This window comes from Xanthomonas massiliensis, assembly GCF_900018785.1.
Lineage (GTDB): Bacteria > Pseudomonadota > Gammaproteobacteria > Xanthomonadales > Xanthomonadaceae > Xanthomonas_B > Xanthomonas_B massiliensis.
On record NZ_FCOY01000006.1, the window covers coordinates 293,726 to 318,924 of the forward strand.

The following is a 25,199-nucleotide window of genomic DNA, read 5'->3' on the forward strand; positions in this document are numbered from 1 at the left end:
TGGGAAAAACGGTGTGGTCCTCGTGCGGTGCCGGGTCGCCGGCGCCGCGGTTCACGTGGTGCGTGGCAGTCCCTCGGGCAGGCCGGCCAGGCGTGCCCACTGGCCCCGCTGCAGCAGGGCCGGATCGTCCAGCACCGCCTGCATCAGCGCGTGGCTGTCGTTGCCCCAGAACAGCTCGCCGTCGATCTCCAGCGTCGGCACCCCGAACACCCCGGCGGCCAGCGCCTGGGCGGTGTTCGCGCGCAGCGCGGCCTTCACCCCGGGCGCGGCCAGGGCGGCCTCGACGTCCTCGATGCCCAGCGCCCGCGCCAGCGGCGCCAGCGCCTGCGCGCTGTCGGCGGCCAGGCCGTGGCGCCAGATGTGCTCGAAGATGCGGTCGATGGCCTGGTCGCTGGCCCCGGCCGCCAGGCACAGGCGCAGGGCCGGCAGGGGATTGAACGGGTGTGCCGGCGGGAAGTGCAGGGCGATGCCGTCGCGCTCGGCCTGCCACTGCGCCTGGCGGTAGATGAACAGCCGTTTGCCCGGAAGGCTGGCCGGCGCGCGGATGCCGCGTTCGTCCATCAGCGCGCCGAACAGGATCGGCACCGCCTCGATCCGCCCGAACTGCGGCAGCGTCCGCAGGCGCTGGCGATGCAGGTAGGAGAACGGCGAGACGAAGTCGAAGTACCAGCGCAGGGCCATGCGGGCGGCAGCGTAGGAGGGGGTATCGGCCAGCTTAGAGGGGAGTCGCCGGCGTGGCATGCTGCAATGCAGCGCGCATGGCGTGCGTCCTTGCTGGCATCCTCCACGATCCCCGCCGCCCAGGAGATGCCGAATGGACACACTGGCCCGAGAGCTCCTGGCGTTCTGGCGCCACGCCGGCCCGGCGCGCTGGTTCGTGCGCGACGACGGCTTCGATGCGCAACTGCGCGAGCGTTTCCTGGCGGCCCACCACGCCGCCGCCCGGCGCGAGTACGAGGCCTGGATGGACACGCCGGAAGGGGCGCTGGCGTTGCTGGTGCTGCTCGACCAGGTCCCGCGCAACTGCTATCGCGACAGCGCCCACGCCTGGGCCGCCGACGGCCTGGCTCGCCACTACGCGCGTCAGGCGCTGGCGGCCGGCCACGACCGCGCCATGGAGACATCGTTGCGGATGTTCTTCTACCTGCCCTTCGAGCATTCCGAGGACCCGGCCGACCAGGCCCTGTCGGTGGAACTGCACCGCACCCTGCCCGGGGACAGCGCCGACGAATGGGCGTTGCTGCACCGCGACATCATCATGCGTTTCGGCCGCTTTCCCCACCGCAACGCGGCGCTGGGGCGCCAGACCACGCCGGAGGAGCAGCGCTTCCTCGACGAGGGCGGCTTCACCGGCTGAGTCGGGCGGTAGGCCCTGGCCCTCCCGAGGCTAGGACGAGGACGGCTTCACCGGTTGAATCGGGCGGTGGGCCCTGGCCCCCCCGAGGCTAGGGCCCGACGCAGCACTGCCCTGGGGCATTGCGAAGGGGCCTGTCGTGGCGTGGTCGCAGGGGGCGTGTCGCGTGCCGGCCGGTGCGGCTCCGAGGGGATTGGCAGCGGCGGCGGATGCTGCGGGGGCCTTCACATGGCCCGGTGGGTGCCGACAGTCCGGTGCGGGTTCCAAGGCCAGGCCCCGGGGCCGACCGGTCCCGGCGAACCTGCCGTCGGGATCGATCCGGGGTCGCAGGTCGGGCGGTGCCGCGGCGTCCATGGCCGGCTCGAATGGCGCCGGTGCCGTCGTCTCCCATCGAGTGGGCATGCGCGATGCCTGGGCCGGGCCGGCTACGGCGGGCCCGCATGCGGCGCGCCCGGAAGGACGGGCCGGCATGCCTTCGTCCGGCATGCCCTCATGGAAAGGGCTTCCATGACGATGGCTTAGAACCCCGGCACACCGGCCGATGCCAGGGATCCGTGGGCCCCGAGCACCGCATTCGCGGTGCCCCCGGGCCCGGGCGCACCGCCGCGGCTCAGTACTTCGGCACGCTGCTGTCCACCTGGTCCGACCAGGCATCGATGCCGCCGGCGACGTTGCGCACGTCGGTGAAGCCCAGCCCGCGGAAGTGCTCGGCGGCCTGCAGGCTGCGCCCGCCGCGATGGCACAGGAACGCCAGCGGCGTGTCCTTGGGCAGCGCTTCCAGTTCGGCGCGGCCCTCGCCGTCGAACGTGCGGAACGGCACGCCCACCGCGGCGATGGCGCGCTCGTCGGCCGGGCGCACGTCCACCAGCGTCAGCGTGCCGGCCTTGACCGCATCGTCGGCCTCGCGCGGGGCGATGTCCGGGACCGCCTTGGGGGCGTTGGGATTGTCGACGGCCAGGCCGCGGCCGCGGATGTCGTCCACCCAGTCGATGGTGATGCCGTCGGCGCGGCGCGCGCTGGCCAGGTCGAACTGCACGCGCACGCCGTTGGATTCGGTGGCGATGGCGGCGGCATCGGCCGGCACCAGCTGGAAGTTGGGCTGGAAGCGCGCGTCGATGGACAGCGCCAGGGCGCTGCCGGGCGCCTCGGCCAGCGCGCCCTTGAGCATTTCCGCGGCGGCGGGGGTGATGGTGATCGCCGGCGGGGTCCGGTCCGGCGCGGGCAGGCCGAGCAGCTGGCTCAGCTCGCCGCTGGCGGCCATCTGCAGGACGATGTCGCTGCCGCCGACCAGCTCGCCGTCCACGTACAGCTGCGGGATCGTCGGCCAGTCGCCGTAGGCCTTGATGCCTTCGCGGATCTCCGGGTCGGCCAGCACGTTGACCGAGGCGTAGTCCACGCCGAGGCCGTCCAGGGCGGACACCGCCTTGGCCGAGAAACCGCACTGCGGCATCGACGGCTGTCCCTTCATGAACAGCACCACGCGGTTGGACTGCAGCAGGGATTCGATGCGCGAACGCAGGGCGGGATCGAGGCTCATGGTGGGTGGCGATGGGAGTGGGTCGTCCATTCTACGCAGCGTGCGATCATGGGGCATGACCCGCCCGGAAACGCTGCATCGCATTCCCGCCCGGCCCTGGCGCTGGGTCGGCTGGCTGGCCGCCTCGCAGGCGGCGGTGGCCGCGGTCTGGCTGTGGGCGGGCTGGCTGCCGGGGCTGGTGGCGATGTTCGCCTCGCATGCCTGCTTCGTGGTGCCGGTGTTCCTGCCGCGCTCGCGCTTCTACGCGCCGGTGCTGGCGCGGCTGGACCCGGCCCGGCCCGAGGTCTGGCTCACCATCGACGACGGCCCTTCCGACGACACGCCGCTGCTGCTGGACCTGCTCGATGCGCACGGCGCCCGCGCGACCTTCTTCCTGGTCGGCGAACGCGCCGCGGCACGGCCGGCACTGGTGCGCGAGATCGTGCGTCGCGGCCACGGCATCGGCAACCACAGCCAGCACCATCCGCAGGCCTGGTTCTGGCTGCTGGGCCCGCGGCGCATGGCCGCCGAGGTGGGGCAGGCCCAGGCCGTGCTCGCGGCGCTGGCCGGGCGGCCGCCGCGCTGGTTCCGCTCGGTGGTGGGCATGACCAACCCGTTCGTGGCCCCGGCGCTGCGCCGCCATGGGCTGCAGCGGGTCGCCTGGAGCGCGCGCGGCTACGACGGTGTCGACTGCGTGCCGGAACAGGTGGTGGCACGCATCGCGCGCGACCTGCGCCCGGGCGCCATCGTGCTGCTGCACGAGGGCGCCGCCCATGGCCACAATCCGCAGATCCTGCGCGCGGTGCTGGGCATCCTGCGCAAGCGCGGGCTGGAGACGGTCGTCCCGGAGCAATGACGTCGGCGTCGCCCGGCCGGCCCCGTTCCTGCCGGGCCGGGCCTGCTGTGCCGGGGGGAGTGGCGGCCGGCATCCGCCAGGTACGGGAGGTCCCGATCCACATCCGATCCCGGCATCCCCGTGCGCTTGGAGGGCGTTGGAGTGGGGCGAACTCGGCCGCCGGGACCGGGCAACGCCGTGGCCCGCGTGGCGCGCCGGGTTGCCGGCGGCGGCGCCGGGCGGACCGCGCCCGCCCCCTTGGCGGTGTCGGCCATCCTGGATCCGATCGCGGAGTCCACCAGGGGGGCGAGGGGCGGCAGGCAATGGCGGAGGGAAGGCCCGGCCGATGATCGGCGGGGGCCGTCCGCAGGCCGGGTGGCAGCAAGAGACGGCCGTGCAGCAGGAGGGAGCGCGTATGCGGCGCGTGGTCCGGTCCGGCAGGCGGTACGCACCGCGTGCATGTCCCGAGTCAGCGTTCGCCGTGGGCCTCGGCCACGACCAGCCAGTTGTTGAACGGGGTGCGGCCGCGCAACGGGGCGAAGCGGGCCCGCAGCCCGGCGTCGGCCAGGGCGCCTGCCAGTTCCTGCCGGTCCGGGAAGTGGCGCGGGCGTACCTGCATCCAGCCCACGCCATGGGCCAGGCGGTCGGCCAGGCGGGTGAAGCCGCTGCGCGCGCTGGTCTCGCGCAGGCCGGTGCGGATCACCAGGCGCGCACCGGGCGTCAGCATCGCCGCCAGCGCCGCGACCAGTGCGTGCTGGCGCTCCGCCGACAGGTACTGCAGTACGTCCAGCACGGCCACGCTGCCGCGGTGGGCGGGCAGCGTCGTGGCCAGGTCCATCCGCGCGAAGGCGACCTGTGCCAGCCGCGCCCGTTCGGCGGCCCGGGCGGCGCGGCGGATCTTGGCCGCATCCAGGTCCACGCCGCGATAGGCCAGGGCCTGGCCGTCGTCGCGCAGGGCGTGGGCGAGCAGGCCCAGGCCGCAGCCCAGGTCCAGCAACGGGGCGCTGCTGCCGCGCAGCGCCGCCAGCACGCCCGGATACAGCGGATCGGTACCCAGCTTGAGGCGGGCGTAGCACTGGTCGTAGCGGTTGCCGAACGGCCACGCCGGGGCGAAGGCGGCAGCGATGCGGGCGGCGCGCTTGGCCGGCAGTGCGTGGGCGGGAATGTCGCCGCGGCCGGCCTGGGTCGGGTTCATCCCAGCGCCGCGCGGGCGTGGGGCAGGGCCAGCGCCGCCCACAGCGCATGCATGGCGCCGGACGGATGCAGGCCGTCGCCGGCCAGCATGGCCCCTTCCGCGCCCCGCTGCCGCGCCACCGGCGCGATATCCACCAGGCGCGTTCCGGCCTGCGCGGCCTGCGCGGCGGCGAGGGCGTTGTAGGCGTCCAGCTCGGCGGCGATGGTGGCCGGGGCGCGGCCCTGGGCGGCGGCGAAGGGCGTCACGCCCCAGTCGGGGATGGTCAGCACCAGCACCCGCGCGGGACGGCCGCCGGCGAAGGCGACGGCGCGTTCGACCAGCGCGGTGAAGTCGGCGGCATAGGCCGCCGCCGGACGGCCGCGGTACTGGTCGTTGACGCCGGCCAGCACGCTCACCAGGTCGAACGGCCCCCGCAGGGCGTCCGCGTCGATGCCGGCCTGCAGCTCGGCGACGGTCCAGCCGGTGGTGGCGACGATGTGCGGCGGGTCCAGGGCCAGGCCGTGGCCGCGCAGCAGGCCGGCCAGCTGGTCCGGCCAGCGCTCGGCCGGCGCCACGCCCTCGCCGATGGTGTAGGAATCGCCCAGGGCGAGGTAGCGCAGGCCCATGCGCCCGGGTCAGGCCACCGCGGCGCGCGGCTTGAGCGGGACCACCTTGGTGTTGGCCTCGGCGCGGCGCGACAGCGCGCGGTCGATGCGCGCGAACACCTCGCGCATGACCGTGGCCTCCGGCAGCAGGGTCACGCGGAAGTGGTTGCGGTAGGGCACGTTGAAGCTGGAGCCCGGCACGATCAGCACGCCTTCCTCCTCCATCAGCTCCAGCGCGAAGTCGTGGTCGTCGAAGCCGCGCGCGGCCGGGCCGACCACGCCCGGGAAGGCGTACAGCGCGCCGGACGGGGCCACCACCTCCAGGTGCTCGCTGGCGGCGCAGGCCTCGATCACCGCGCGGCGGGTCTCATACAGCCGCCCGCCCGGCGCGCACAGCGCGGAGATGGTGTCCGGGCCGTTCACCGCCGCCTCGATGGCGTACTGGCCGGGCACGTTGGCGCACAGGCGCAGGGCGCCGAGCAGGTCCATGGCGTTGCGGAAGTCACCGACCAGGTCCTGGCGCCCGGACAGCACCGCCCAGCCCACGCGCCAGCCGCAGGCGCGGTGCACCTTGCTCAGGCCGCTGAAGGTCAGGCACGGATGGTCGCCGGCGATCGGCGCCACCGGCACGAACTGGGCGCCGTCGTAGAGGATCTGGTCGTAGATCTCGTCCACCATCAGCAGCAGGTCGTGCTTGCGGGCGATCGCGACGATGCGCTCGAGCAGCTCGCGCGGGTAGCTGGCGCCGCTGGGGTTGTTGGGGTTGATCAGCACGATCGCGCGGGTGCGCGGCGACACCAGCGCCTCGATCTTGGCCGGGTCGGGCAGGAAGCCGTTGGCCGGGTCGCAGGTGTAGTACACCGGGCGGCCGTCGTTGAGGATGGTCGCCGCCGACCACAGCGGGTAGTCCGGCGAGGGCACCAGCACCTCGTCGCCCGGGTTGAGCAGGGCGCGCAGCGCCAGGTCGATCAGTTCGGACACGCCGTTGCCGACGAAGATGCGCTCGGGCGTGGCGTCGGGCGTGCCGCGCCGGGCGTAGTGGGCGGCCAGCGCCTCGCGCGCCACCGGCAGGCCCTGCTGGTGGGTGTACGGGTCGGTGCGGTTCATGTCGTCGGCGATCGCGTGCTGCAGGTGCGCCGGCGCGCGGAAGCCGAAGTTGCCCGGGTTGCCGATGTTGAGCTTGATCAGCTTGCGGCCCTGGGCCTCCAGCTCGCGGGCTCGTCGTGCCAGTTCGCCGCGGATCTCGTAACGCACTTCCGACAGGCGCTCGCGGGTGGCGAGCGGTTTGGACGACGACGACGGGCTTGACATTTTCGGTGGTGCCATTCAGGGGCGTGAATTGGCGCATGGTAGCTCAAATGCGGCGGACCGGCAGGCCCCGGCGGGCACCCGGATAGAATGGCGCCATGGACCCGGACGACATCGACTTCACCGCCCTGCAGGCGCTTGGCTGGCCGTGGCCCGGCGCGCCCGCCGATCCGGCCTGGGCGCGGGCGCTGGCCGGCCATCCCGGTGCGGTGCCGGCGCGGGTGGTCGAGCAGCACCGGACCGGCTACGCCGTGGCCGGCGGCGCCGACCAGGCGCTGCGGGTGGAATCGCCGGCGGCCTGGCAGCGCCCGCGCTTCCCGGCGCACGAGCGCGCCGCGGTCGGCGACTGGGTGCTGGTCGCCGGCGGCAGCATCGTCGCGCTGTTGCCGCGGCGCAGTGCGATCAAGCGCGGCGCGGCCGGCGAGCACTACCACCAGCAGGTGATCGCGGCCAACGTCGACACCGTGTTCGTGGTCACCGGCCTGGACGACGATTTCAACCCGCGCCGGCTCGAGCGCTACCTGCTGCTGGTCGGCAGCGGCGGGGCCGAGCCGGTGATCGTGCTGACCAAGGCCGACCTCGGCGCCGACGCCGCGGCCGCGCTCGCGCAGGTGGCCGGGCTCGGCGTGGCCGCGCGCGCGCTGGACGCGCGCGACCCGGCGGCGGTGCAGGCCGCGCTGGCGCCGTGGCTCGGTCCCGGGCGCACCATCGCGCTGGTCGGGTCCTCGGGCGTGGGCAAGTCCACCCTGACCAACACCCTGCTCGGCGAGCAGCGCATGCGCACCGCGGCGGTGCGCCGCGGCGATTCGCGCGGCCGCCACACCACCACCCACCGCGCGCTGCTCGCGCTGGCCGACGGCAGCTGCCTGATCGACACGCCCGGCATGCGCGAACTCAAGCCGACCGGCGAGGAGACGCTGGCCGACGGCGGCTTCGAGGACATCGAGGCGCTGGCCGCGCAGTGCCGCTTCCGCGACTGCGCGCACCAGGGCGAGCCGGGCTGCGCGGTGCAGGCGGCGATCGCGGCCGGCTCGCTGGCACCGGCGCGGCTGGCCAGCTACCGCAAGCTGCGCGCCGAGCTGGACGCGGCCGCGCGCAAGCTGGCCCAGCGCCAGGAAGAGGCGGCCGCCGCCCCCCGGGGGCGTGGCCGCCGGCGTTGAGCCGGGGCCGCGTGACACACTGCGCGCATGACGCCGTTGCTTGTCATCGCCGACGACCACCCGCTGTTCCGGGCGGCGCTGCTGCACGCGCTGCGCGAGCGCATCCCCGGCGCGGAGGTGGTCGAGGCCGCTTCCGCCGCGGCGCTCAACGACGCCCTGGCGGCGCGCCCGGAGGCGGACCTGGTGCTGCTGGACCTGGCCATGCCCGGTGCGCACGGTTTCTCCGAGCTGCTCAACGTGCGCGGCGAGCACCCGGACGTGCCGGTGCTGATGATCTCCTCCAACGACCACCCGCGGGTGGTGCGCCGCGCCCAGCAGTTCGGCGCGGCCGGCTTCGTCCCCAAGTCCGCGCCGGCGGCGCAGATCGGGGACGCGGTGCTGCAGGTGCTGGACGGCGGGCGCTGGTTCCCGGCGCTGACCGCCGAGCGTTCGGAGCTCGACGCCGAGCTGGCGGCGCGCTTCGCCCAGCTCACCCCGCAGCAGTTCCGGGTGCTGCTGAGCCTGGCCGACGGCCTGCTCAACAAGCAGATCGCCCACCAGCTGGGCCTGGCCGAGAACACGGTGAAGGTGCACGTCACCGCGATCCTGAGGAAGCTGGGCTGCCACAGCCGCACCCAGGCGGCGGTGCTGGTGAAGGCGCTGGAGCCGGAGGGCGGGCTGGACGCGCCGTTGCCGTAGGCGCGCTCAGCCGCCGCGGTGGCGCAGCAGCAACTGGCTGACCAGCGCCCGCAAGGCCGACGGCTTGACCGGCTTGGCCAGGAACCCCCAGCCCTGGGCGCGCGCGCGTTCGCGCAGGGCGGCGTCGCGCTCGGCGGTGACCAGCACGACCGGGGGCTCGGCCTGCCACAGCGCGCACAGCTGCCGGTACAGCTCCGGCCCGTGCACCGCGCCCATGCGCACGTCCAGCAGCACCAGGTCGGGGGCCTGGCCGGCGCGGGCGGCGGCGCGGGCGGCGGCGGGGCCGTCGGCCAGGCCGACCGTGCAGCCCCAGCGCTGCAACAGGGCGCGCGTGGCCTGGCACACCCGCGGGTCGTCGTCGATGCACCACAGGCGGCGGCCGCGCAGCAGCGGATCGTCGTCGCCATCGGCGGCGGCCTCGGCCGCGGGCACGGCCGGCGCCACGGCGGCGGCATCGCCCAGCGGCACGGTCACCGAGAACGTGCTGCCGCGGCCCAGGCGCGAGGCCAGGCCGATGCGGTGGCCGAGCAGGCGCGCGATGCGCTCGACGATGGCCAGGCCCAGGCCGGCGCCGCGGTCGGCGGCGACGCCGTCGTCGAGGCGGCGGAACTCCTCGAAGATCTCCTGCTGCAGGCCTTCGGGAATGCCCGGGCCCTGGTCGTGCACCTCGATGCGCAGCGCCCCGTCGAGGCGGCGGCAGCCAAGCAGCAGGCGGCCGCGGCGGGTGTAGCGGATCGCGTTGGACAGGAAGTTCTGCAGGATGCGCCGCAGCAGAGTGGGATCGCTGCGCACCACCGCGGCGGTGGCCACGTGCTCCAGGCGCAGGCCGCGCGACGCGGCGACGATGCCGAACTCCTGGGCCAGCGCCTCCAGCAGCGGTTCCAGCGGGAAGTCGTGCACGTGGGTGGCCAGCGCGCCGGACTCGATGCGGGCGATGTCCAGCAGGCTGTTGAGGATGGCGTCCTGGGCGTGCAGGGCGTTGTCCACGTGCTCGGCGAGCTGGCGCGATTCGCCGTCCTGCAGACGCCCGCGCAGCGCCGAGACGAACATGCGCGCGGCGTTGAGCGGCTGCAGCAGGTCGTGCACGGCCGAGGCGACGAAGCGGGTCTTGTAGCGGTTGGCGGCCTCGGCCTCGCGCTTGGCGGCCTCCAGGTCACGGGTGCGCTGCTCGACGCGGTGCTCGAGCGCGTCGGCCAGCGAGCGCAGTTCGCGCGCGGCGTTCTTGTAGCTGGTGATGTCGGCGTAGCTGGTGACGAAGCCGCCGTCGGGCAGCGGGTTGCCGCGGATCTCCAGCACCGTGCCGTCCTCCTTCTCGCTCTCGCGCAGGTGCGGGTTGCCGCTGCGCAGGTGGTTGAGGCGGCGGGCGATGGCGTCCTCGATCGGCCCGGGGCCGAGCAGGCCGCGACGCGCGTTGTAGCGGAACAGGTCCTCGATCGGGCGGCCCACCTGCACCAGTTCGGGCGGGAAGCGGAACAGCTCCACGTAGCGCGAGTTCCACGCCACCAGGTTCAGTTCGGCATCGATGATGACCACGCCCTGCGGCAGGTGTTCCAGGCTGCGGCTGAGGCCGGTGTCGGCGTGCTGGGCGGCCTGGACCAGGCCGTCCTGGGCGGTGCGCAGCTCCTGGGCATGCTGCTTGAGCAGGCCTTCCAGTTCCTCGCGGCTGCGCCGGCGCAGCGCCGCCAGGTGGCGGCGCTGCTGCACGAACAGGGCCAGGAAGGCCAGCGCCAGCCAGCCGCCGCCGGCGGCCAGGGCGGCGCTGCGGGTGGCACTGGTGATCGCGCCGGCGTCGTGCAGCAGGTGCAGGTGCCAGCCGGGCTCGGGCAGGGCCAGGCTCAGCCACAGCAGGGTGCCGGGCATCGCCGGCTGGCGCACGCGCACCAGCTCGCCGTCTTCCACGTGCCGCAGGGCCTGGCGGTCCACCGGCCGCAGCGACTGGTGCAGGTACTGGCGGGTGGCGGCCATGTCGCGGCGGTCGGCGGCATCGAGCGGGCGCAGCAGGCGGTAGCGCCATGCCGGGGCGCTGGACAGGAACACCACGCCGTGGCCGTCGCTGACCAGCACCGTGTCGGTGGTGTCCAGCCATTCGCGCTCCAGCGCCGCCAGCTCGATCTTGATGACCACCACGCCGATGCGCCGGCCGTGGGCATCGACGATGGCCTGCGACAGGAAATAGCCGGCCACCCCGGTGGTCATGCCGATGCCGTAGAAACGGCCGCTGCCGGACGCCAGCGCCTCGGTGACGTAGGGGCGGAAGCTGTAGTCCTCGCCGACGTTGCTGTGCGGGCTGGCCCAGTTGCTGGCGGCGATGGCGATGCCGCGGCGGTCGATCAGGGTGAGGGTGGAGGAGCGGGTCACCGCGTTGGCGCGTTCCAGCCGCAGGTCGACCGCATGGCGCGCGGCCTCGTCCAGCGGCCCGGCCAGGGCGTGCTGCAGCTGCGGATCCAGCGCCAGCAGTTGCGGCAGGGTGCGGTAGCGGTCCACGCGCTGTTCCAGCGCCTGCGAGTACAGCGCCAGCTGCTGGCGGACCTGGGCGCTCTCGCCGGCCAGGGCGTGGTGCTGGCCCAGGCGCCCGCCGAGCCACATGCACGCGAGCATGCCGCCGACCACCAGCAGCACGGTCGGGACGGGTTGGCGGAGGAGGCGGTAGCGGAGCATCGCCAACAGTCTAGGGCCTGGCCGCGGAACGGCCGAAGGCGGGCGCGGCGATGCGGGACCGCCGGTCCGCGCAGGCGGCGCGGTGGCCGCGGTCTGGCGCCCCGGCGCGCGAGGACGCCGGTCGGGCAATGCGGTGGGCGCCGGCCGCGCGTGCCGACGGCCCGGCGAGACGTTGCCCATGACGCGAACGGGCTCCCGGTCGCCCGGGAGCCCGCCGCAGGGTCACGCCGATGCGCAGGTCAGAACTGGACCTGGGCGCGCAGCTCGACGATGTCCGGGGTGGTGTGCACGCCGGCGCGGGTGGCGTTGGCGCGCACGTAGTTGGCCTGGAACTTGAAGTGCGTGGTCAGGTACCAGTTCGCGCCGAAGGTCCAGTCGTGCTGGCGCCCGCCCTCCACGCTGCCGTCGTCCAGGTCCAGGCGGCTGTAGCGGGCCAGCAGCTCGACCGCGCCGTAGCCGTGGGTCGGCTTGATGTTGGAGAACACGCCGCCGGCGTAGGGATGGCTCTCGCCGGTCAGCGCCCAGGCGAGCTGCGCGTACTGGCCGTTGCCCTGGTAGTCCGGCTGGCCGTTGCTGCGGCTGACGCGGGCATTGAGCGCTTCGCCCTGCAGGTACAGCGGGCCGCGCGACCAGGCGCCTTCCAGGCCGGTGCGCACGATGTGGTCGGCGTCGAGCAGGGCGCCGGAATCGATCAGGCGGATGTCGGTCAGGCCGGCTTCCGGGCGCGAGCGGAAACGCACCTGCGCCGGGTGGCTCACGCCGAGGCCGTCCTGCCAGCCGCGCGGATTCTCCACCGAGGCGGCCAGGCCCAGGTGGATCACCTCGTCCTTGCCCTTGACCGGGTTCCAGACGAAGCGCGCGGCCTGCATCGTGCCGGGGTTGTCGCCCTGCAGGTCCTTGCCGCCGTAGGCACCGACCTGGGCGAACCAGTGCGGCTTCTCCTGGCTCCACTCCACGCCGGTGCGGCGCCCGGCGTAGAACGCCTGGTTGGGCAGGGACAGCTCCTGCATCGACACCGAGCGCGAGGCGGTCAGGCCGTCCATGCCGACCGGGGTCTTGATGTAGCCGACCCGGATCTTGCCCACGTCCTTGCCGAACAGGGCCTTGGTCTCCATGCGCAGGTACACGTCCAGCCAGGTGTGGGTCTGGAAGTCGAAGTAGACCATCGCGTCGTAGACGCCGTCCTTCTTCAGCGTGGCGCCGAATTCCTTGCGGCGCATGAAGTCCTTGTCCTCCAGGCGGCTGTCGCCGGAGAAGTCGTTGTAGTCGTAGGCGAAGTTGCCGGTGAAGGAGAATACGTTGCCATTGCCGGTGTCGAAGCTGACCGGCCATTTGTCGAAGCTGCCTTCCTGCGCGGCGTGGACCGCCGGTGCGGCCATGGCCAGGCACAGGGCGGTGGCGATCAGGGAACGGCGCATGGGTGTTACCTCTTGGATCCAGGAGAAATGGCGGCCGGTGCCGTCGCGGCAGCGGCCTGCGCCCGGCATGTTAAAGATGTGTTGCGCCGATGACCATGATCCGGGCCCGGTGTTTAGACCAATGAATTAGCCTGGCCGTCGTCGCGGGCGGCGTCCGCCGGAGTCGTCCGCAGGCCGCGGACGGGGCGATGTAAGACCAATGAGTTATCGGTCGCGCCCCGGCGGACGCGTCAGAATCCGCGGTGGCCCGCCCCGCGGGCATTTCCGTTCCGGAGTTCCTCCATGCACGTTCCTGCCGCCCCCCAACGGGCCGTTTCCTCCCGTCCGCTGTACCGCCACCTCTATTTCCAGGTGGTGGTCGCCATCGTCGTCGGTGCGCTGCTCGGCTACTTCGAGCCGGCCTGGGGCGAGGCGATGAAGCCGCTGGGCGATGCCTTCATCAAGCTGGTGAAGATGATCATCGCCCCGGTGATCTTCCTGACCATCGTCACCGGCATCGCCGGCATGACCCACCTGCGCGCGGTCGGGCGGGTGTTCGCCAAGTCGATGGTCTACTTCCTGTTCTTCTCCACCCTGGCGCTGATCGTGGGCATGATCGTGGCGCACGTGGTGCAGCCGGGCGCGGGCATGAACGTGGACCTGAGCGAGCACGACGCCAGCGCGGTGCAGAGCTACGTGGCGCAGTCGCACGAGATGACCCTGACCGGCTTCCTGATGGACATCATCCCGAAGACGCTGATCAGCCCGTTCGTCGGCGACAACATCCTGCAGGTGCTGTTCGTGGCGGTGCTGTTCGGCATCGCGCTGGCGCTGGTGGGCGATCGTGGCCGGCCGGTGCTCAACCTGCTGGAGGCGCTGACCGCGCCGGTGTTCCGCCTGGTGCACATCCTGATGGCGGCCGCCCCGGTCGGCGCGTTCGGCGCGATCGCCTTCACCATCGGCAAGTACGGCATCGGCACCCTGGTCAACCTGGCCTGGCTGGTCGGCTCGTTCTACCTCACCTCGCTGCTGTTCGTGGTGGTGATCCTGGGCTTCGTCGCGCGCCTGTGCGGGTTCTCGGTGCTCAAGCTGATCCGCTACCTCAAGGCCGAGCTGCTGCTGGTACTGGGCACGTCCTCGTCCGAGTCGGCGCTGCCCTCGCTGATGGAGAAGATGGAGAAGGCCGGCTGCTCCAAGACCGTGGTCGGCCTGGTGGTGCCCACCGGCTATTCCTTCAACCTGGACGGCACCAACATCTACATGACCCTGGCGGCGCTGTTCATCGCCCAGGCCACCAACACCCACCTGACCCTGGGCCACGAGATCACCCTGCTGCTGGTGGCCATGCTCAGCTCCAAGGGCGCGGCCGGCGTGACCGGTGCCGGCTTCATCACCCTGGCGGCGACCCTGTCGGTGGTGCCGGAGGTGCCGGTGGCGGGCATGGCGCTGATCCTGGGCGTGGACCGCTTCATGAGCGAGTGCCGCTCGCTGACCAACTTCATCGGCAACGCGGTGGCCACGGTGGTGGTCTCGCGCTGGGAGAAGTCGCTGGACCACGCCAAGCTCGACCGCGCCCTGGCCGGCGTGGACACCTCGCACGAGCTGCCCGAGGCGGTCGTGGCCGCCGGCATCCCGGTCGACGACAAGAGCCCGGACTGACCTGCCCGCTTCCCGATCCACAACGCCGGCCCCGTGCCGGCGTTGCCGTTTCACCGGCCCGCTCCCGGATCGTTGCGGATGCCGGGTTTAGAATCCCTTCCTCTGTTCCCTGGGTCTTTCGCCGCGATGTCCAACGAAGATTTCAAGCAAGCCGCCCTCGACTACCATCGCCAGCCGCCGGCCGGCAAGATCAAGGTCGTGGCGACCAAGCCGATGCTGACCCAGCGCGACTTGTCGCTGGCGTACTCGCCCGGCGTGGCCTATGCCTGCCAGGCGATCGTCGAGGACCCGCAGCAGGCCAGCGCGCTGACCGCGCGCGGCAACCTGGTGGCGGTGATCTCCAACGGCACCGCGGTGCTGGGCCTGGGCAACATCGGCCCGCTGGCCGGCAAGCCGGTGATGGAAGGCAAGGGCGTGCTGTTCCAGAAGTTCGCCGGCATCGACGTGTTCGACATCGAGGTCAACGAGCAGGATCCGCACAAGCTGGTGGACATCATCGCCAGCCTGGAGCCGACCTTCGGCGGCATCAACCTGGAGGACATCAAGGCGCCGGAGTGCTTCTACGTCGAGCGCACCCTGCGCGAGCGCATGAACATCCCGGTGTTCCACGACGACCAGCACGGCACCGCGATCATCGTCGGCGCGGCGGTGCTCAACGCCATGGAGATCACCGGCAAGCGCCTGGACGAGGTCAAGCTGGCCACCACCGGCATGGGCGCGGCCGGCATCTCCTGCGTGAACATGCTGGTCTCGCTGGGCCTGAAGCCGGAGAACATCCTGGCCTACGACCGCGACGGCGTGCTGCACACCGGCCGCACCGACCTGGACCCGGAGAAGGCGCGCTATGCGCGCGACACCGACAAGCGCACCCTGGCCGAGATCGTGGCGGGCGCGGACATCTTCCTGGGCCTGTCCGCGCCGGGCATCCTGACCGCGGACATGGTCAAGACCATGGCGCCGGACCCGGTGATCTTCGCGCTGGCCAACCCGACCCCGGAGATCATGCCGGAGATGGCGCGCGCGGTGCGCCCGGACGCGATCATCGGCACCGGCCGTTCGGACTACCCGAACCAGGTCAACAACGTGCTGTGCTTCCCGTACCTGTTCCGCGGCGCGCTGGACGTGGGCGCCACCGCGATCAACGAGGAAATGAAGATCGCCTGCGTGCGGGCGATCGCCGCGCTGGCCCATCGCGAGGCGTCCGACCTGGGGATGGCCTACGGCGACGAGACGCCCAGCTTCGGCCGCGACTACCTGATCCCGCGCCCGTTCGACCGGCGCCTGCTGGTGGAGCTGTCGGCGGCGGTGGCGCAGGCGGCGATGGATTCGGGCGTGGCCACGCGCCCGATCGCCGACATGGCCGCCTACCGCGACAAGCTCGGCCAGTTCGTCTACCGCACCAGCCTGTTCATGAAGCCGGTGTACGACCGTGCCCGTCGCGATCGTCAGCGCGTGGTCTACGCCGAGGGCGAGGAGGAGGTGGTGCTGCGCGCGGTGCAGAACGTGGTCGACGAGGGCCTGGCGTTCCCGATCCTGATCGGTCGCCCGGAGGTGATCGAGACCCGCATCCGCCGCCTGGGCCTGCGCATGCAGGCCGGCGTGGACTTCGAGATCACCAACATCCTCGACGACCCGCGCTTCAACGACTACTGGCAGTACTACCACGCCCTCACCGAGCGCCGCGGCGTGACCGTGGCCGCGGCCAAGAACCTGATGCGCTCGCGCCCGACCCTGATCGCCGCGGTGATGGTCGCGCGCGGCGAGGCCGACGCGCTGCTGTCCGGCGTGGTCGGTCGCTTCCACAAGAAGCTCGGCTACGTGCGCAGCGTGCTGCCGCTGGAACCGCGGGTCAGCTCGACCTCGGCGATGACCGGCATCATCAACCAGAAGGGCGTGTTCTTCTTCGTCGACACCCACGTGCAGGACGACCCGTCGGCCGAGCAGCTGGCCGAGGCCACGCTGCAGGCCGCCTACCGCATGAAGCTGTTCGGCATCGAGCCGAACGTGGCGCTGCTCTCGCACAGCAACTTCGGCAGCCACGACTCGCCGGAGGCGGAAAAGATGCGCAAGGTCCTGGAGATCCTGCGCCGGCGCAACCCGCGCCTGAATGTGGACGGGGAGATGCAGGGCGACACCGCCTGGGACGAGGCGCTGCGCCAGCGCATCATGCCCAACACCACCCTCAAGGGCCGCGCCAACCTGTTCGTGCTGCCCAACCTGGAGGCGGCCAACATCGCCTACAACCTGGTGCGCGTGTTCACCGACTCGGTGGCCATCGGTCCGATCCTGATGGGCATCTCCAAGCCGGCGCACATCCTCACCACCAGTGCCAGCTCGCGGCGCATCCTCAACATGACCGCCATCGCCGCGGTCGATGCGCAGCTGCGCAAGCAGCGCGAGGCCGAGAAGGCGGACTGAGGCAGGCGCCCGCGCCGCCGGCCCACCGGTGGCGCGGCGTGGGCCGGAAGCCGATGGCGCGGCGCATGCCGACCGTGGGACGGCGCGGGCGCTGGCGTCAGGTGCGATGGATGCGCCCCCGAAACGGATACGTCTTCCGAGGTAGGCCGGGTCCGCGCGCAGGCGGGAACTACCAGCGGAGGAGGGCGGGCTCGCGGTCGATCCCGCCGAGGCGTGCCGTCGCGATGCCGGCATAGCGTTCCTTCCGCACGTCGCGTCCGGCCGCCGGACGCCGTGCAGCGGGTGTTGCCCGTCCCTTCCAGAGCGAAAGTGCCGCGAGCCGGGAGCCGTGCCGCGGGTGCCCGCGATGCGCCGCCGCTGGCCGTGATCGGCGGATGGCGGTGGAAGCCAGGGATCGCCCGGCAAGGTCAGCGACCCTGGACCGTACGGATGCGGCCCAACTGCCGTGGCGGCGGGGCAGGGCGGGGAATGGCCGGCGCGGTATCGCTGGCGCGGCTTCCCGTACGTGGCCGACAGGTGCCGCGGCGGGCCGGGCCACGGCGCATGCGCTTCCCGCCCGCGTCGCCGCCGGCCAGCGATGCCGGCCGGCAGCAGGGTGGGGTCAGCGCATCAGGTGCTCGTACTTCTCGCGCCAGCGCCGCCACACGCCGGGCGGTGCGTCCGCGTCCGGGCGCGGTGCGCCCGGGGCCACCGGCATGCCCACGTCCGGGCGCCGGCGCACGATCCAGAAGGTCACCAGCAGGCCGGCCACCGCCAGCACGCAGCCGACCAGACCGACGTCGCGCAGCCCCATCCGCTCGCTGACCTGGCTGCCGAGCAGCGCGCCGCCGCCGATGCCGACGTTGTAGATCGCCGAGTAGATCGACATGGCCACGTCGGTGGCCTCCGGCGCACGCTCGAGCACGCGCGCCTGCATCGCCAGGCCGAACACGATGATCGCCAGGCCCCACACCGCGCTCAGCGCGATCAGGGTGCCGAGGTGGGCCTCCGCGCCGGCCAGCGCGAACAGGCTGCCGGCGACCAGCGCCACCGAGGCCACGAAGATGACGTTGGAGTGGCGCGTGTACCAGCGCCCGAACAGGATCGTGCCGGGGATGCCCATGCCGCCGAACACCAGCAGCAGCGCGGTGGTCTGGCGCGGGCTCAGGCCGGCCACCTGCTGGGCGAACGGCTCGATGTAGCTGTAGGCGGTGAAATGCCCGGTCACCAGCAGGGTGGTCAGCACGTACAGGGCGATCAGCACCTTGCGCCGGAACAGGATCGGCAGGCTCGCCAGCGAGCCGACCTTCTGCGCCGGCAACGGCGGCAGCAGCAGGCGCAGGGCCACCAGCACCAGCGCGGCGACCACGGCGATGGACAGGAAGGTGATGCGCCAGCCGACGGCATCGCCGATCACCCGGCCGGTGGGGATGCCCAGCACCATCGCGATCGAGGTGCCGGCCGAGAGCAGGCCCAGTGCCTGCGCCTGCTTGCCCGGCGGCGCGATGCGCACCGCCAGCGACGCGGTGATCGACCAGAACACCGCGTGCGAGAAGGCGATGCAGATGCGCCCGGCCACCAGCATCGGGAAGCTGTTGGCCACCCCGCACAGCACGTGCGCGGCGATGAACACCACCAGGATGCCCATCAGCAGGCTGCGCCGCTCCATGCGCCGGGTGAGCAGCATGAACGGCAGCGAGGTCAGCGCCACCACCCAAGCATAGATGGTCAGCATCAGGCCGACGTGGGTGACCGGCATGTGGAAGCTGGTGGCGATGTCGGTCAGCAGGCCGACCGGCACGAATTCGCTGGTGTTGAAGACGAAAGCGGACAATGCCAGCGCATAGACGCCGGCCCAGGCACGCCGCTGGGAGGGGGGAGCGGAAGACATGGGAGAAGTGGGAAACGGGGGGATACGGCCCGACACGCGACCGTCGCGGAATTCTACGGCCTGGCGATGCAGAGGACACGTGACGGCGGCCGCGGCCCCGGGCTGCGCTAGAATTGCGCGGCCCTTTCCATCCGCACCCGCCATGAGCCAGATCGCCACCGCGCCCGCCAATGCCGAGAAGCGCTACACCGTGCACCGCAGCGACCTGCCGCTGAGCTGCCCGACGCCGGAGATGGCGCTGTGGAACTCGCACCCGCGCGTGTACCTGCCGATCGAGGACGAACCGGACGGCCAGGCCCAGTGCCCGTACTGCGGCGCCGTGTACGTCCTGGTCGACTGAGCCGGCCGTGCGCCGGCTGACCGTGGTGCAGTTGCTGCCGGCACTGCACGCCGGCGGCGTCGAACGTTCCACCCTGGAGATCGCCGCGGCGCTGGTGCGGGCCGGCCACCGCGCGGTGGTCGTTTCCGCCGGCGGGCGCCTGGTGCCGGAGCTGCTGGAGAGCGGCGCCGAGCACCTGACGCTGGACATCGGCCGCAAGTCGCCGCTGACCCTGCGCCAGGTGCCGGTGCTGCGCCGGCACCTGGCCGGCCTGGGGGCCGACATCGTCCACGCACGCTCGCGCCTGCCGGCCTGGATCGGCGGGTGGGCGCTGCGTGGCCTGCCGGCGCCGCGCCGGCCGCGCTTCGTCACCACCGTGCACGGGCTCAATTCGCCCGGCCGCTACAGCGCCATCATGACCCGCGGCGAACGGGTGATCTGCGTCTCGCAGACCGTGCGCGACTACGTGCTGGCGCGTTATCCGGCGCTCGATCCGGCGCGCCTGCGGGTCATCCCGCGCGGCATCGACCTGGCGCAGTTCCCGCGCCGCGGCCTTCCCGATCCCGGTGCCCGCGCCTGGGCGGCGACGCAGGCGCCGGCCCTGGCCGGCGACGGCCCGTGGCTGCTGCTGCCCGGCCGCGGCACGCGCCTGAAGGGCCATGCCGACGGCCTGCGCCTGCTGGCCGGGCTGCGGGCCGGCGGGCTGGATGCGCGCCTGTGGCTGCCCGGCGCCGTCGAACCGGGACGCGAGGCCTACCTGCGCGAACTGCAACAGGAGGCCACGCGCCTGGGCGTGGCCGCCGCGGTGGCCTTCACCCCGGCCACCGCGCGCATCGCCGAGGCGTATGCGGCCTGCGACCTGGTGCTGCAGCTGTCGCGCAAGCCCGAGGCCTTCGGCCGCACCGTGATCGAGGCGCTGGCGGTGGGCCGGCCGGTGCTGGGCTGGGCGCACGGCGGCGTCGGCGAACTGCTCGGCCAGCTGCAGCCGGCGGGCGCGGTGGCGCCGTTCGCGCAGGACGCGCTGCTGGACCGGGCGCGCGCGGTGCTGTCGGCCCCGCCGCCGCCGCCGTCCGACATTCCCTACACGCTGCGCGCGATGCAGCAGGCCACCCTGGCGGTCTATGACGAACTCTCCCGCTGAGCTTCCCGCGGCCCCGGACATGCAGGACCGCGCCTGGCGCTGGACCCCGATCTGGGTGCTGGCCTTCGTCGCCGCATGGCCGGCACCGGGCATCGCCGAGGGCCTGCTGTCGCTGGGGTCGCTGGCCATGGTGGCGGCGCTGGCCTGGCGATGCCTGCACGGTCGCCGCAGCGGGCTGGGCGTGCCCGCGCTGGCGCTGACCTGGGTGCTGTTCCTGGCCTACTGGCTGCCGCAGCTGCTGTCCGCGCCGGATGCCGTGGACGGCGCGCGCGCCTGGGCCAAGGCCGCCGCGGGCCTGCGCTACCTGCCGTTCCTGTGGCTGGCGGCGCTGGCGGTGGCCGGCCCGGCGCGGCGCCGGCTGACCTTCGCCGGCCTGGGCTGGATCGTGGCGATCTGGACGCTCGATGCGCTGGTGCAGGCGGCCACGGGCACCAGCGTGCTGTTCTGGGCGCTGGATCGCCTCAAGTGGGGGCTCAGCGGGCACGGCATCTGCTCGGCGGCCGAGATCGCGGCCGCCGACCGCCTGAGCGGGTTCCTGGGGCCGTGCAATCCCAAGCTGGGCCAGGTGCTGTCCAGCCTGTCGCCGTTCCTGCTGTGGCCGCTGCTGCGGCGCTACGGCGTGCTGGCGTGGCTGGCCGCCGCCGCCCTGCTTGGCGTGGTGATCGCGCTGGCCGGCTCGCGCGCTTCGTGGATCACCTATGCGCTGGTGCTGCTGGTGACGGGCTGGCGTGCGCTGGGTTGGCGCCGCCTGGCGGTGCTCGGCCTGGCCGCGGTGCTGGCGCTGGCCGCACTGACCGCGGTCTCGCCGCAGCTGCAGCAGCGCTTCGCGCGCACGGCACTGGCCTTCGGCGGCGGCGAGGCGGGGGTGGACGCGGCGTTGTCCGGGCGTGCGCAGATCTGGGGCGCGGCCGGCTGCATGATCGAGCACCACCCGCTCAACGGCGTCGGCGCGCGCGGCTTCCGCGAGGCGTTCCCGGCCTGCGACCCGCTGCACGGCCATGGCGCGGCCTGGGGCGAGGGCCCGGCGCTGCATGCGCACCAGCTGGTGCTGGAGGTGCTGGCCGAGACCGGGGTGGTCGGCCTGCTGCTGTGGCTGGCCGGCGCGGCCATGGCCTGGCGCGCCTGGCGCCACGCCGCTGCCGCGGCACGCGAGCGGGCACGGCCGGCGATGCTGGCGCTGGCGGTGACGGTGTTCCCGCTCAACACCCACCTGGCGTTCTATTCCAGCTTCTGGGGCGGGGTGCTGGTGCTGCTGGCCGGGCTGTACGCCGGCGCGCTGCTGGGCGAGCCCGGGACGGCGCCGCGCTCGTAGAAGCGGCTGCGCCCGCCGGGCTGGCGCTTGAAGCGGCGGTGGATCCACAGGTACTGCGCCGGCGCCTCGCGCACCATCTGCTCGATCGCGGCGTTGACCCGCGCGGTGTCGGCGGCCACGTCGGCGGACGGGAAGTCTTCCAGCGGCGGGGCGATGCGCAGCACGTAGCGGCCGCCCTCGCGGCGGTGGAAGTAGGGCACCACCGCGCAGCCGGTGATGCGGGCGAACTCGTGGGTGGCGGTGATCGTGGCCGCCGGCATGCCGAAGAACGGCGCGAACACGGTGTCCTTGCCGCGCATGTCCTGGTCCGGCGCATACCACAGGAAGCCGCCGCGCTTGAGGTGGCGCAGCGCGCCGCGCACGTCCTCGTTGGCGAACATCGCCTCGGCGTAGCGCAGGCGCCCGGCCTTGACCGCCCACTCGGTGACCGGGTTGCGGTAGCGCCGGTACATGCCGGCCAGCGGCACGTGCTGGCACAGCAGCCGGCCGCACATCTCCAGCGTGGTGAAGTGGCCGGACACCAGCAGCGCGCCGCGGCCCTGCGCCCGCAGCGCCTGCAGGTGCTCCAGCCCTTCCAGGTGCACGCGCCCGCGGATCGGGCCCAGGCTGCCCCACCAGGCGCGCGCGAACTCGAACACGCCCACGCCCAGCGCATCGAAGCTGTCGCGCAGCAGGCGCTCGCGCCAGGCCGCGTCGCGCTCGGGGAAGCACAGCGCCAGGTTGACCCGCGCCGCCCGCCGGCGCGTGGCCATCAGCCGCAGCGCCAGCCAGCCCACGCCGCGGCCGAGCGCGCGCTGCGCCAGCCACGGCAGGCGCGCGGCCAGCAGCGCCGGCACCAGGGCCAGGAACGAGGGCCAGTGGCGCGGGTCGCGCAGCGACGGGCGGCGCGCGGTGTCGGCGGGATCGGACATGCGCCGATTCTAAGGGATGAGCCGGGATATGCCGCGGGTGCCGGCCGCCGCGGACGCTTCCGCTATCCTGTGCCGATGCGCACCGATCCCGTCGAGGGGCTGCTGCGCGGCCTGTATTCGGCCGTGCTGTACCTGCTCCTGCCCATCACCCTGTACCACCTGATCTGGCGCGGCTTCCGCGTGCGCGAGTACTTCCAGCGCTGGGATGAGCGCTACGCCGCCTACCAGCAGGCCCAGGGGCGTCCGCGCGCGTGGCTGCACGCGGTGTCGGTGGGCGAGGTCAACGCCGCCGCGCCGCTGGTCAACGCGCTGCGCCGCCTGCGCCCGGACATCCGCTGGGTCATCACCACGATCACCCCGACCGGCTCGGAGCGGGTGCGCGCGCTGTGGGGCGAGGACGTGGACCACGTCTACCTGCCCTACGACGTGCCCGGCGGCGTACGCCGTTTCCTGGAGCATTTCCGGCCGCGGCTGGGGCTGATCCTGGAGACCGAGCTGTGGCCGAACATGCTGTTCGGCTGCCGCGACCGCGGCATTCCCGTGTACGTGCTCAATGCGCGCCTGTCGGCACGCTCGCTGCGCGGCTACCGGCTGCTGCGCCCGCTGATCGGCCGCGCGCTGCGCACCCTGCGCTGCGTGGCCGCGCAATCGCCCGAGGATGCGGCGCGCTTCGTCGAGCTGGGCACCCGCCCCGGCCAGGTGCGGTCGCTGGGCAACCTCAAGTTCGACATCGACGCGCCGCCGGGGCTGGACGGGTTCGTCGCCGCGTTCCGCGCCCGGGTGCCGGCCGCGCGTCCGGTGTGGATCGCCGCCAGCACCCACGAGGGCGAGGAAGCCGCGGTGCTGCGCATCCACCGCCAGCTGCGGGTGCGCTGGCCCGACCTGCTGCTGCTGTGGGCCCCGCGCCATCCCGAGCGTTTCGCCAAGGTGGAGGCGCAGGCGCGCGAGCAGGGACTGCGGGTGGCCACGCGCAGCCGCGCGCGCTGGCCCGGGGACGACATCGACGTGTTCGTGGTCGATACCCTGGGCGAGCTGATGCCGTTCTACGCCTGCGCCCAGGTGGCCTTCGTCGGCGGCAGCCTGCAGGACATCGGCGGGCACAACCTGCTCGAGCCGGCGGCGGTGGGGACCCCGGCGGTGACCGGGCCGCACCTGCACAACTTCATGGAGATCTCGCGGCGCCTGCGCGAGGCCGACGCGATCGCGGTGTGCGAGGACGCCAACGGGGTGGAACGGGCCATGGCCGCGCTGCTGGCCGATCCCGCGCGTCGCCGCGCGATGGCACGTGCCGGCTGCGCCCTGGTCGAGGCCGGCCGCGGCGCGCTGGAGCGTACCCTGGCCCTGGTGGAACCGGACCTGCCGCCGCGCAGCGACGGCTGAGCGCGCGGCGTACACGCCGGCCTCCGGAAGCGCAGGACGCGACAGCCACAAACGCGAAACGGGCCCGCAGGCCCGCTTCGCACGACGAGGCGATGCTGCCCGCCTCGCCGGCCTTACTGGCGCAGGACCGTGGGATCGGCCAGCTTGGCCTCGGCATCGGCGGTGAGCAGGCGGTTGACGTCCTGCAACTGCTCTGCATCCAGCTTGCCGATGGCCTGGGCCAGCAGCAGGCGGTTCTGCAGGAACGTATATTTGGCCTGGGCATAGTTCAGCTGGGCCGAGAACAGCGCATTCTGGTTCTGCACCACGTCCAGCACGGTGCGGGTACCCACTTCCAGGCCCACTTGGGAGGCATCGTAGGCGGCCTGGGCCGAGACCAATGCTAGGCGCCGCGCCTCGATTTCGGAAATGCCCTGCACTACCGTCTGGTAGTAGTTGCGCACGTTGCGGTCCAGGGCGCGGCGCTGCTGCTCGTAGGTGTCCTGGGCGATGTCGCGGTTGGCCAGCGCCTGGCGCACCGCGGACTGGGTGGCGCCGCCGGAGAAGATCGGCACGCTCAGGGTCACGCCGATCTGGTTGCTGTCGATGTCGCGGCCGCTGGTGCTGAAGCTGGTGCTCGAGCTGGCGGTGCTGCCCCAGCTGTTGCTCCGCCCCAGGCTGCCGCTCAGCGACAGGGTCGGGTAGTGGCCGGCACGGGCGGCGGCCACGCTCGACTCGGCCGCCTGCACCTGCAGCTGCTGGGCCGTCAGCGAGGGGTTGTCGCTCGCCGCCTCGGCCACCAGCTTGTCGGCGTCCTCGTAGCCGGCCGGCACCTGCGGATGGAAATCGTCCGGCAGGGCCTTCAGGTCGCGCACCGGCTGGCCGGTGATCTCGGCCAGCGCCTGGTAGGCGTCGGCCAGGGTGTTGCGTGCGGTGATCGTGTCCGCACGCGCCTGGTCGTACTGCGCGCGGGCCTCGTGCACGTCGGTGATCGGCGCCAGGCCGACCTCCAGGCGCTTGTCGGCGTAGTCGAACTGTTTCTTGGCCGCCGCCTCGTTGGTCTGCGCGGCCGCCAGCGACTCGATCGCCACCAGGGCGTTGAAGTAGGCCGCCGAGGTACGCACGATCAGGTCGTTGTTGGCCGCGCTGAGGGTGAAGTCGGCGGCCTTGCTGATCGCGCGCTGGGCGCGCAGCTGCGAGACCTGCGACCAGTTGAACAGGGTCTGGCTGGCATTGATGCCGTAGCTGCGGCTCTTGCTGGTGCTGGTGCCGCTGATGCCCTCGTATTCGGTACGCGAGCGGCTCAGCGAGGCCGAACCGTCCAACTGGGGCAGCAGCGCCGCGCGCGCCTGTACCGCGCCTTCCTTGTTGTACAGGCGGGTGGATTCGGCCTCGGCGAGCTGCGGGTCGCCATTGCGGGCCATTTCGTAGACCTGCATCAGGTCGGCTGCCTGGGCGGACAGCGGCGACAGGGCGGCCGCGAGCGCAATGACGAGGGATCGGCGGATCATGGGGCTTCCTTGGG

At 72.9% G+C, this 25,199-nt stretch carries 19 protein-coding genes and 1 pseudogene; 10 read left to right on the forward strand and 10 right to left on the reverse strand.

The window, feature by feature from the left end; all coding sequences use genetic code 11:
* Positions 1-51: 51 nt before the first annotated feature.
* Positions 52-681: a 2-hydroxychromene-2-carboxylate isomerase gene (locus tag BN3794_RS04520; protein WP_066093989.1), complete on the reverse strand. Its 630-nt coding sequence runs from the start codon at positions 679-681 to the stop codon at positions 52-54.
* Between the two features lie 133 nt (positions 682-814).
* On the opposite strand from BN3794_RS04520, the gene BN3794_RS04525 reads away from it, so the two are divergent.
* Complete coding sequence (locus BN3794_RS04525) at positions 815-1,357, forward strand: DUF924 family protein (protein ID WP_066093992.1); 543 nt, start codon at positions 815-817, stop codon at positions 1,355-1,357.
* Between the two features lie 607 nt (positions 1,358-1,964).
* Here the strand turns inward: BN3794_RS04525 and grxD are convergent.
* Complete coding sequence (gene grxD, locus BN3794_RS04530) at positions 1,965-2,891, reverse strand: Grx4 family monothiol glutaredoxin (protein ID WP_066093995.1); 927 nt, start codon at positions 2,889-2,891, stop codon at positions 1,965-1,967.
* 55 nt (positions 2,892-2,946) lie between these two features.
* On the opposite strand from grxD, the gene BN3794_RS04535 reads away from it, so the two are divergent.
* Positions 2,947-3,726 (forward strand): polysaccharide deacetylase family protein, encoded by a 780-nt coding sequence (locus BN3794_RS04535; protein WP_066093999.1) that lies wholly within the window; start codon positions 2,947-2,949, stop codon positions 3,724-3,726.
* A gap of 448 nt (positions 3,727-4,174) precedes the next feature.
* Here the strand turns inward: BN3794_RS04535 and BN3794_RS04540 are convergent, their stop codons facing one another.
* From BN3794_RS04540 to BN3794_RS04550, 3 genes are read right to left on the reverse strand one after another with little or no spacing between them, the layout of a single operon-like run.
* On the reverse strand, positions 4,175-4,855 hold the full coding sequence (locus BN3794_RS04540; protein ID WP_147675732.1) for a methyltransferase domain-containing protein: 681 nt from the start codon (positions 4,853-4,855) through the stop codon (positions 4,175-4,177).
* A 41-nt stretch (positions 4,856-4,896) separates the two neighbouring features.
* A complete protein-coding gene (locus BN3794_RS04545) occupies positions 4,897-5,505 on the reverse strand; it encodes an SGNH/GDSL hydrolase family protein (protein WP_066094005.1) in 609 nt (202 codons plus the stop codon).
* 9 nt (positions 5,506-5,514) lie between these two features.
* A complete protein-coding gene (locus tag BN3794_RS04550; RefSeq protein ID WP_066094009.1) occupies positions 5,515-6,795 on the reverse strand; it encodes a pyridoxal phosphate-dependent aminotransferase in 1,281 nt (426 codons plus the stop codon).
* 95 nt (positions 6,796-6,890) lie between these two features.
* Between BN3794_RS04550 and rsgA the strand changes: the two genes are divergently transcribed.
* Together rsgA and BN3794_RS04560 are read left to right on the forward strand one after the other, a co-directional pair.
* Positions 6,891-7,952, forward strand: a complete 1,062-nt coding sequence (rsgA, locus tag BN3794_RS04555; protein ID WP_066094012.1) for a ribosome small subunit-dependent GTPase A — start codon at positions 6,891-6,893, stop codon at positions 7,950-7,952.
* Between the two features lie 27 nt (positions 7,953-7,979).
* Positions 7,980-8,630, forward strand: coding sequence for a LuxR C-terminal-related transcriptional regulator (locus BN3794_RS04560; RefSeq protein WP_066094015.1), 651 nt, complete (start codon positions 7,980-7,982; stop codon positions 8,628-8,630).
* 6 nt (positions 8,631-8,636) lie between these two features.
* Here BN3794_RS04560 and BN3794_RS04565 read toward each other — a convergent pair whose 3' ends face one another.
* On the reverse strand, positions 8,637-11,297 hold the full coding sequence (locus tag BN3794_RS04565; protein WP_425476708.1) for a hybrid sensor histidine kinase/response regulator: 2,661 nt from the start codon (positions 11,295-11,297) through the stop codon (positions 8,637-8,639).
* Positions 11,298-11,527: 230 nt separating this feature from the next.
* Positions 11,528-12,706, reverse strand: a complete 1,179-nt coding sequence (locus BN3794_RS04570; RefSeq protein ID WP_066094020.1) for an OprO/OprP family phosphate-selective porin — start codon at positions 12,704-12,706, stop codon at positions 11,528-11,530.
* A 282-nt stretch (positions 12,707-12,988) separates the two neighbouring features.
* On the opposite strand from BN3794_RS04570, the gene BN3794_RS04575 reads away from it, so the two are divergent.
* A complete protein-coding gene (locus BN3794_RS04575; RefSeq protein ID WP_066094022.1) occupies positions 12,989-14,344 on the forward strand; it encodes a dicarboxylate/amino acid:cation symporter in 1,356 nt (451 codons plus the stop codon).
* Between the two features lie 126 nt (positions 14,345-14,470).
* Complete coding sequence (locus tag BN3794_RS04580) at positions 14,471-16,762, forward strand: NADP-dependent malic enzyme (RefSeq protein ID WP_066094023.1); 2,292 nt, start codon at positions 14,471-14,473, stop codon at positions 16,760-16,762.
* 601 nt (positions 16,763-17,363) lie between these two features.
* On the opposite strand, the gene BN3794_RS04585 is transcribed toward BN3794_RS04580, so the two are convergent.
* A complete protein-coding gene (locus BN3794_RS04585; protein WP_078059593.1) occupies positions 17,364-18,632 on the reverse strand; it encodes a sugar transporter in 1,269 nt (422 codons plus the stop codon).
* 142 nt (positions 18,633-18,774) lie between these two features.
* Here BN3794_RS04585 and BN3794_RS04590 point away from each other — a divergent pair, with 142 nt between their 5' ends.
* The 3 genes from BN3794_RS04590 to BN3794_RS04600 are packed head-to-tail and all read left to right on the forward strand — an operon-like array spanning position 18,775 to position 21,404.
* The gene (locus BN3794_RS04590) at positions 18,775-18,972 is read left to right on the forward strand and encodes a zinc-finger domain-containing protein (RefSeq protein WP_066094025.1); all 198 of its coding nucleotides are present in this window, start codon (positions 18,775-18,777) and stop codon (positions 18,970-18,972) included.
* A 7-nt stretch (positions 18,973-18,979) separates the two neighbouring features.
* The gene (locus tag BN3794_RS04595; protein ID WP_066094028.1) at positions 18,980-20,092 is read left to right on the forward strand and encodes a glycosyltransferase; all 1,113 of its coding nucleotides are present in this window, start codon (positions 18,980-18,982) and stop codon (positions 20,090-20,092) included.
* On the forward strand, positions 20,073-21,404 hold the full coding sequence (locus tag BN3794_RS04600) for an O-antigen ligase family protein (protein WP_066094030.1): 1,332 nt from the start codon (positions 20,073-20,075) through the stop codon (positions 21,402-21,404). The genes BN3794_RS04595 and BN3794_RS04600 overlap by 20 nt, the downstream gene beginning before the upstream one ends.
* Here the strand turns inward: BN3794_RS04600 and BN3794_RS04605 are convergent.
* Positions 21,401-22,315, reverse strand: a pseudogene (locus BN3794_RS04605) (LpxL/LpxP family Kdo(2)-lipid IV(A) lauroyl/palmitoleoyl acyltransferase); the annotation flags it as partial. The gene BN3794_RS04600 and the pseudogene BN3794_RS04605 sit on opposite strands and share 4 nt — an antisense overlap.
* Before the next feature lie 75 nt (positions 22,316-22,390).
* Here BN3794_RS04605 and waaA point away from each other — a divergent pair.
* Complete coding sequence (gene waaA, locus BN3794_RS04610) at positions 22,391-23,695, forward strand: lipid IV(A) 3-deoxy-D-manno-octulosonic acid transferase (RefSeq protein WP_066094033.1); 1,305 nt, start codon at positions 22,391-22,393, stop codon at positions 23,693-23,695.
* A 113-nt stretch (positions 23,696-23,808) separates the two neighbouring features.
* Here the strand turns inward: waaA and BN3794_RS04615 are convergent, their stop codons facing one another.
* A complete protein-coding gene (locus BN3794_RS04615) occupies positions 23,809-25,185 on the reverse strand; it encodes a TolC family outer membrane protein (RefSeq protein ID WP_066094036.1) in 1,377 nt (458 codons plus the stop codon).
* Between the last annotated feature and the right edge of the window lie 14 nt (positions 25,186-25,199).

Coding starts and splice junctions, on each gene's coding strand:
- BN3794_RS04520 (WP_066093989.1), bottom strand. CDS start 681: ATGGCCCTGCGCTGGTACTTCGACTTCGTCTCGCCGTTCTCCTACCTG.
- BN3794_RS04525 (WP_066093992.1), top strand. CDS start 815: ATGGACACACTGGCCCGAGAGCTCCTGGCGTTCTGGCGCCACGCCGGC.
- grxD (WP_066093995.1), bottom strand. CDS start 2,891: ATGAGCCTCGATCCCGCCCTGCGTTCGCGCATCGAATCCCTGCTGCAG.
- BN3794_RS04535 (WP_066093999.1), top strand. CDS start 2,947: ATGACCCGCCCGGAAACGCTGCATCGCATTCCCGCCCGGCCCTGGCGC.
- BN3794_RS04545 (WP_066094005.1), bottom strand. CDS start 5,505: ATGGGCCTGCGCTACCTCGCCCTGGGCGATTCCTACACCATCGGCGAG.
- BN3794_RS04550 (WP_066094009.1), bottom strand. CDS start 6,795: ATGTCAAGCCCGTCGTCGTCGTCCAAACCGCTCGCCACCCGCGAGCGC.
- rsgA (WP_066094012.1), top strand. CDS start 6,891: ATGGACCCGGACGACATCGACTTCACCGCCCTGCAGGCGCTTGGCTGG.
- BN3794_RS04560 (WP_066094015.1), top strand. CDS start 7,980: ATGACGCCGTTGCTTGTCATCGCCGACGACCACCCGCTGTTCCGGGCG.
- BN3794_RS04570 (WP_066094020.1), bottom strand. CDS start 12,706: ATGCGCCGTTCCCTGATCGCCACCGCCCTGTGCCTGGCCATGGCCGCA.
- BN3794_RS04575 (WP_066094022.1), top strand. CDS start 12,989: ATGCACGTTCCTGCCGCCCCCCAACGGGCCGTTTCCTCCCGTCCGCTG.
- BN3794_RS04580 (WP_066094023.1), top strand. CDS start 14,471: ATGTCCAACGAAGATTTCAAGCAAGCCGCCCTCGACTACCATCGCCAG.
- BN3794_RS04585 (WP_078059593.1), bottom strand. CDS start 18,632: ATGTCTTCCGCTCCCCCCTCCCAGCGGCGTGCCTGGGCCGGCGTCTAT.
- BN3794_RS04590 (WP_066094025.1), top strand. CDS start 18,775: ATGAGCCAGATCGCCACCGCGCCCGCCAATGCCGAGAAGCGCTACACC.
- BN3794_RS04600 (WP_066094030.1), top strand. CDS start 20,073: ATGACGAACTCTCCCGCTGAGCTTCCCGCGGCCCCGGACATGCAGGAC.
- waaA (WP_066094033.1), top strand. CDS start 22,391: ATGCGCACCGATCCCGTCGAGGGGCTGCTGCGCGGCCTGTATTCGGCC.
- BN3794_RS04615 (WP_066094036.1), bottom strand. CDS start 25,185: ATGATCCGCCGATCCCTCGTCATTGCGCTCGCGGCCGCCCTGTCGCCG.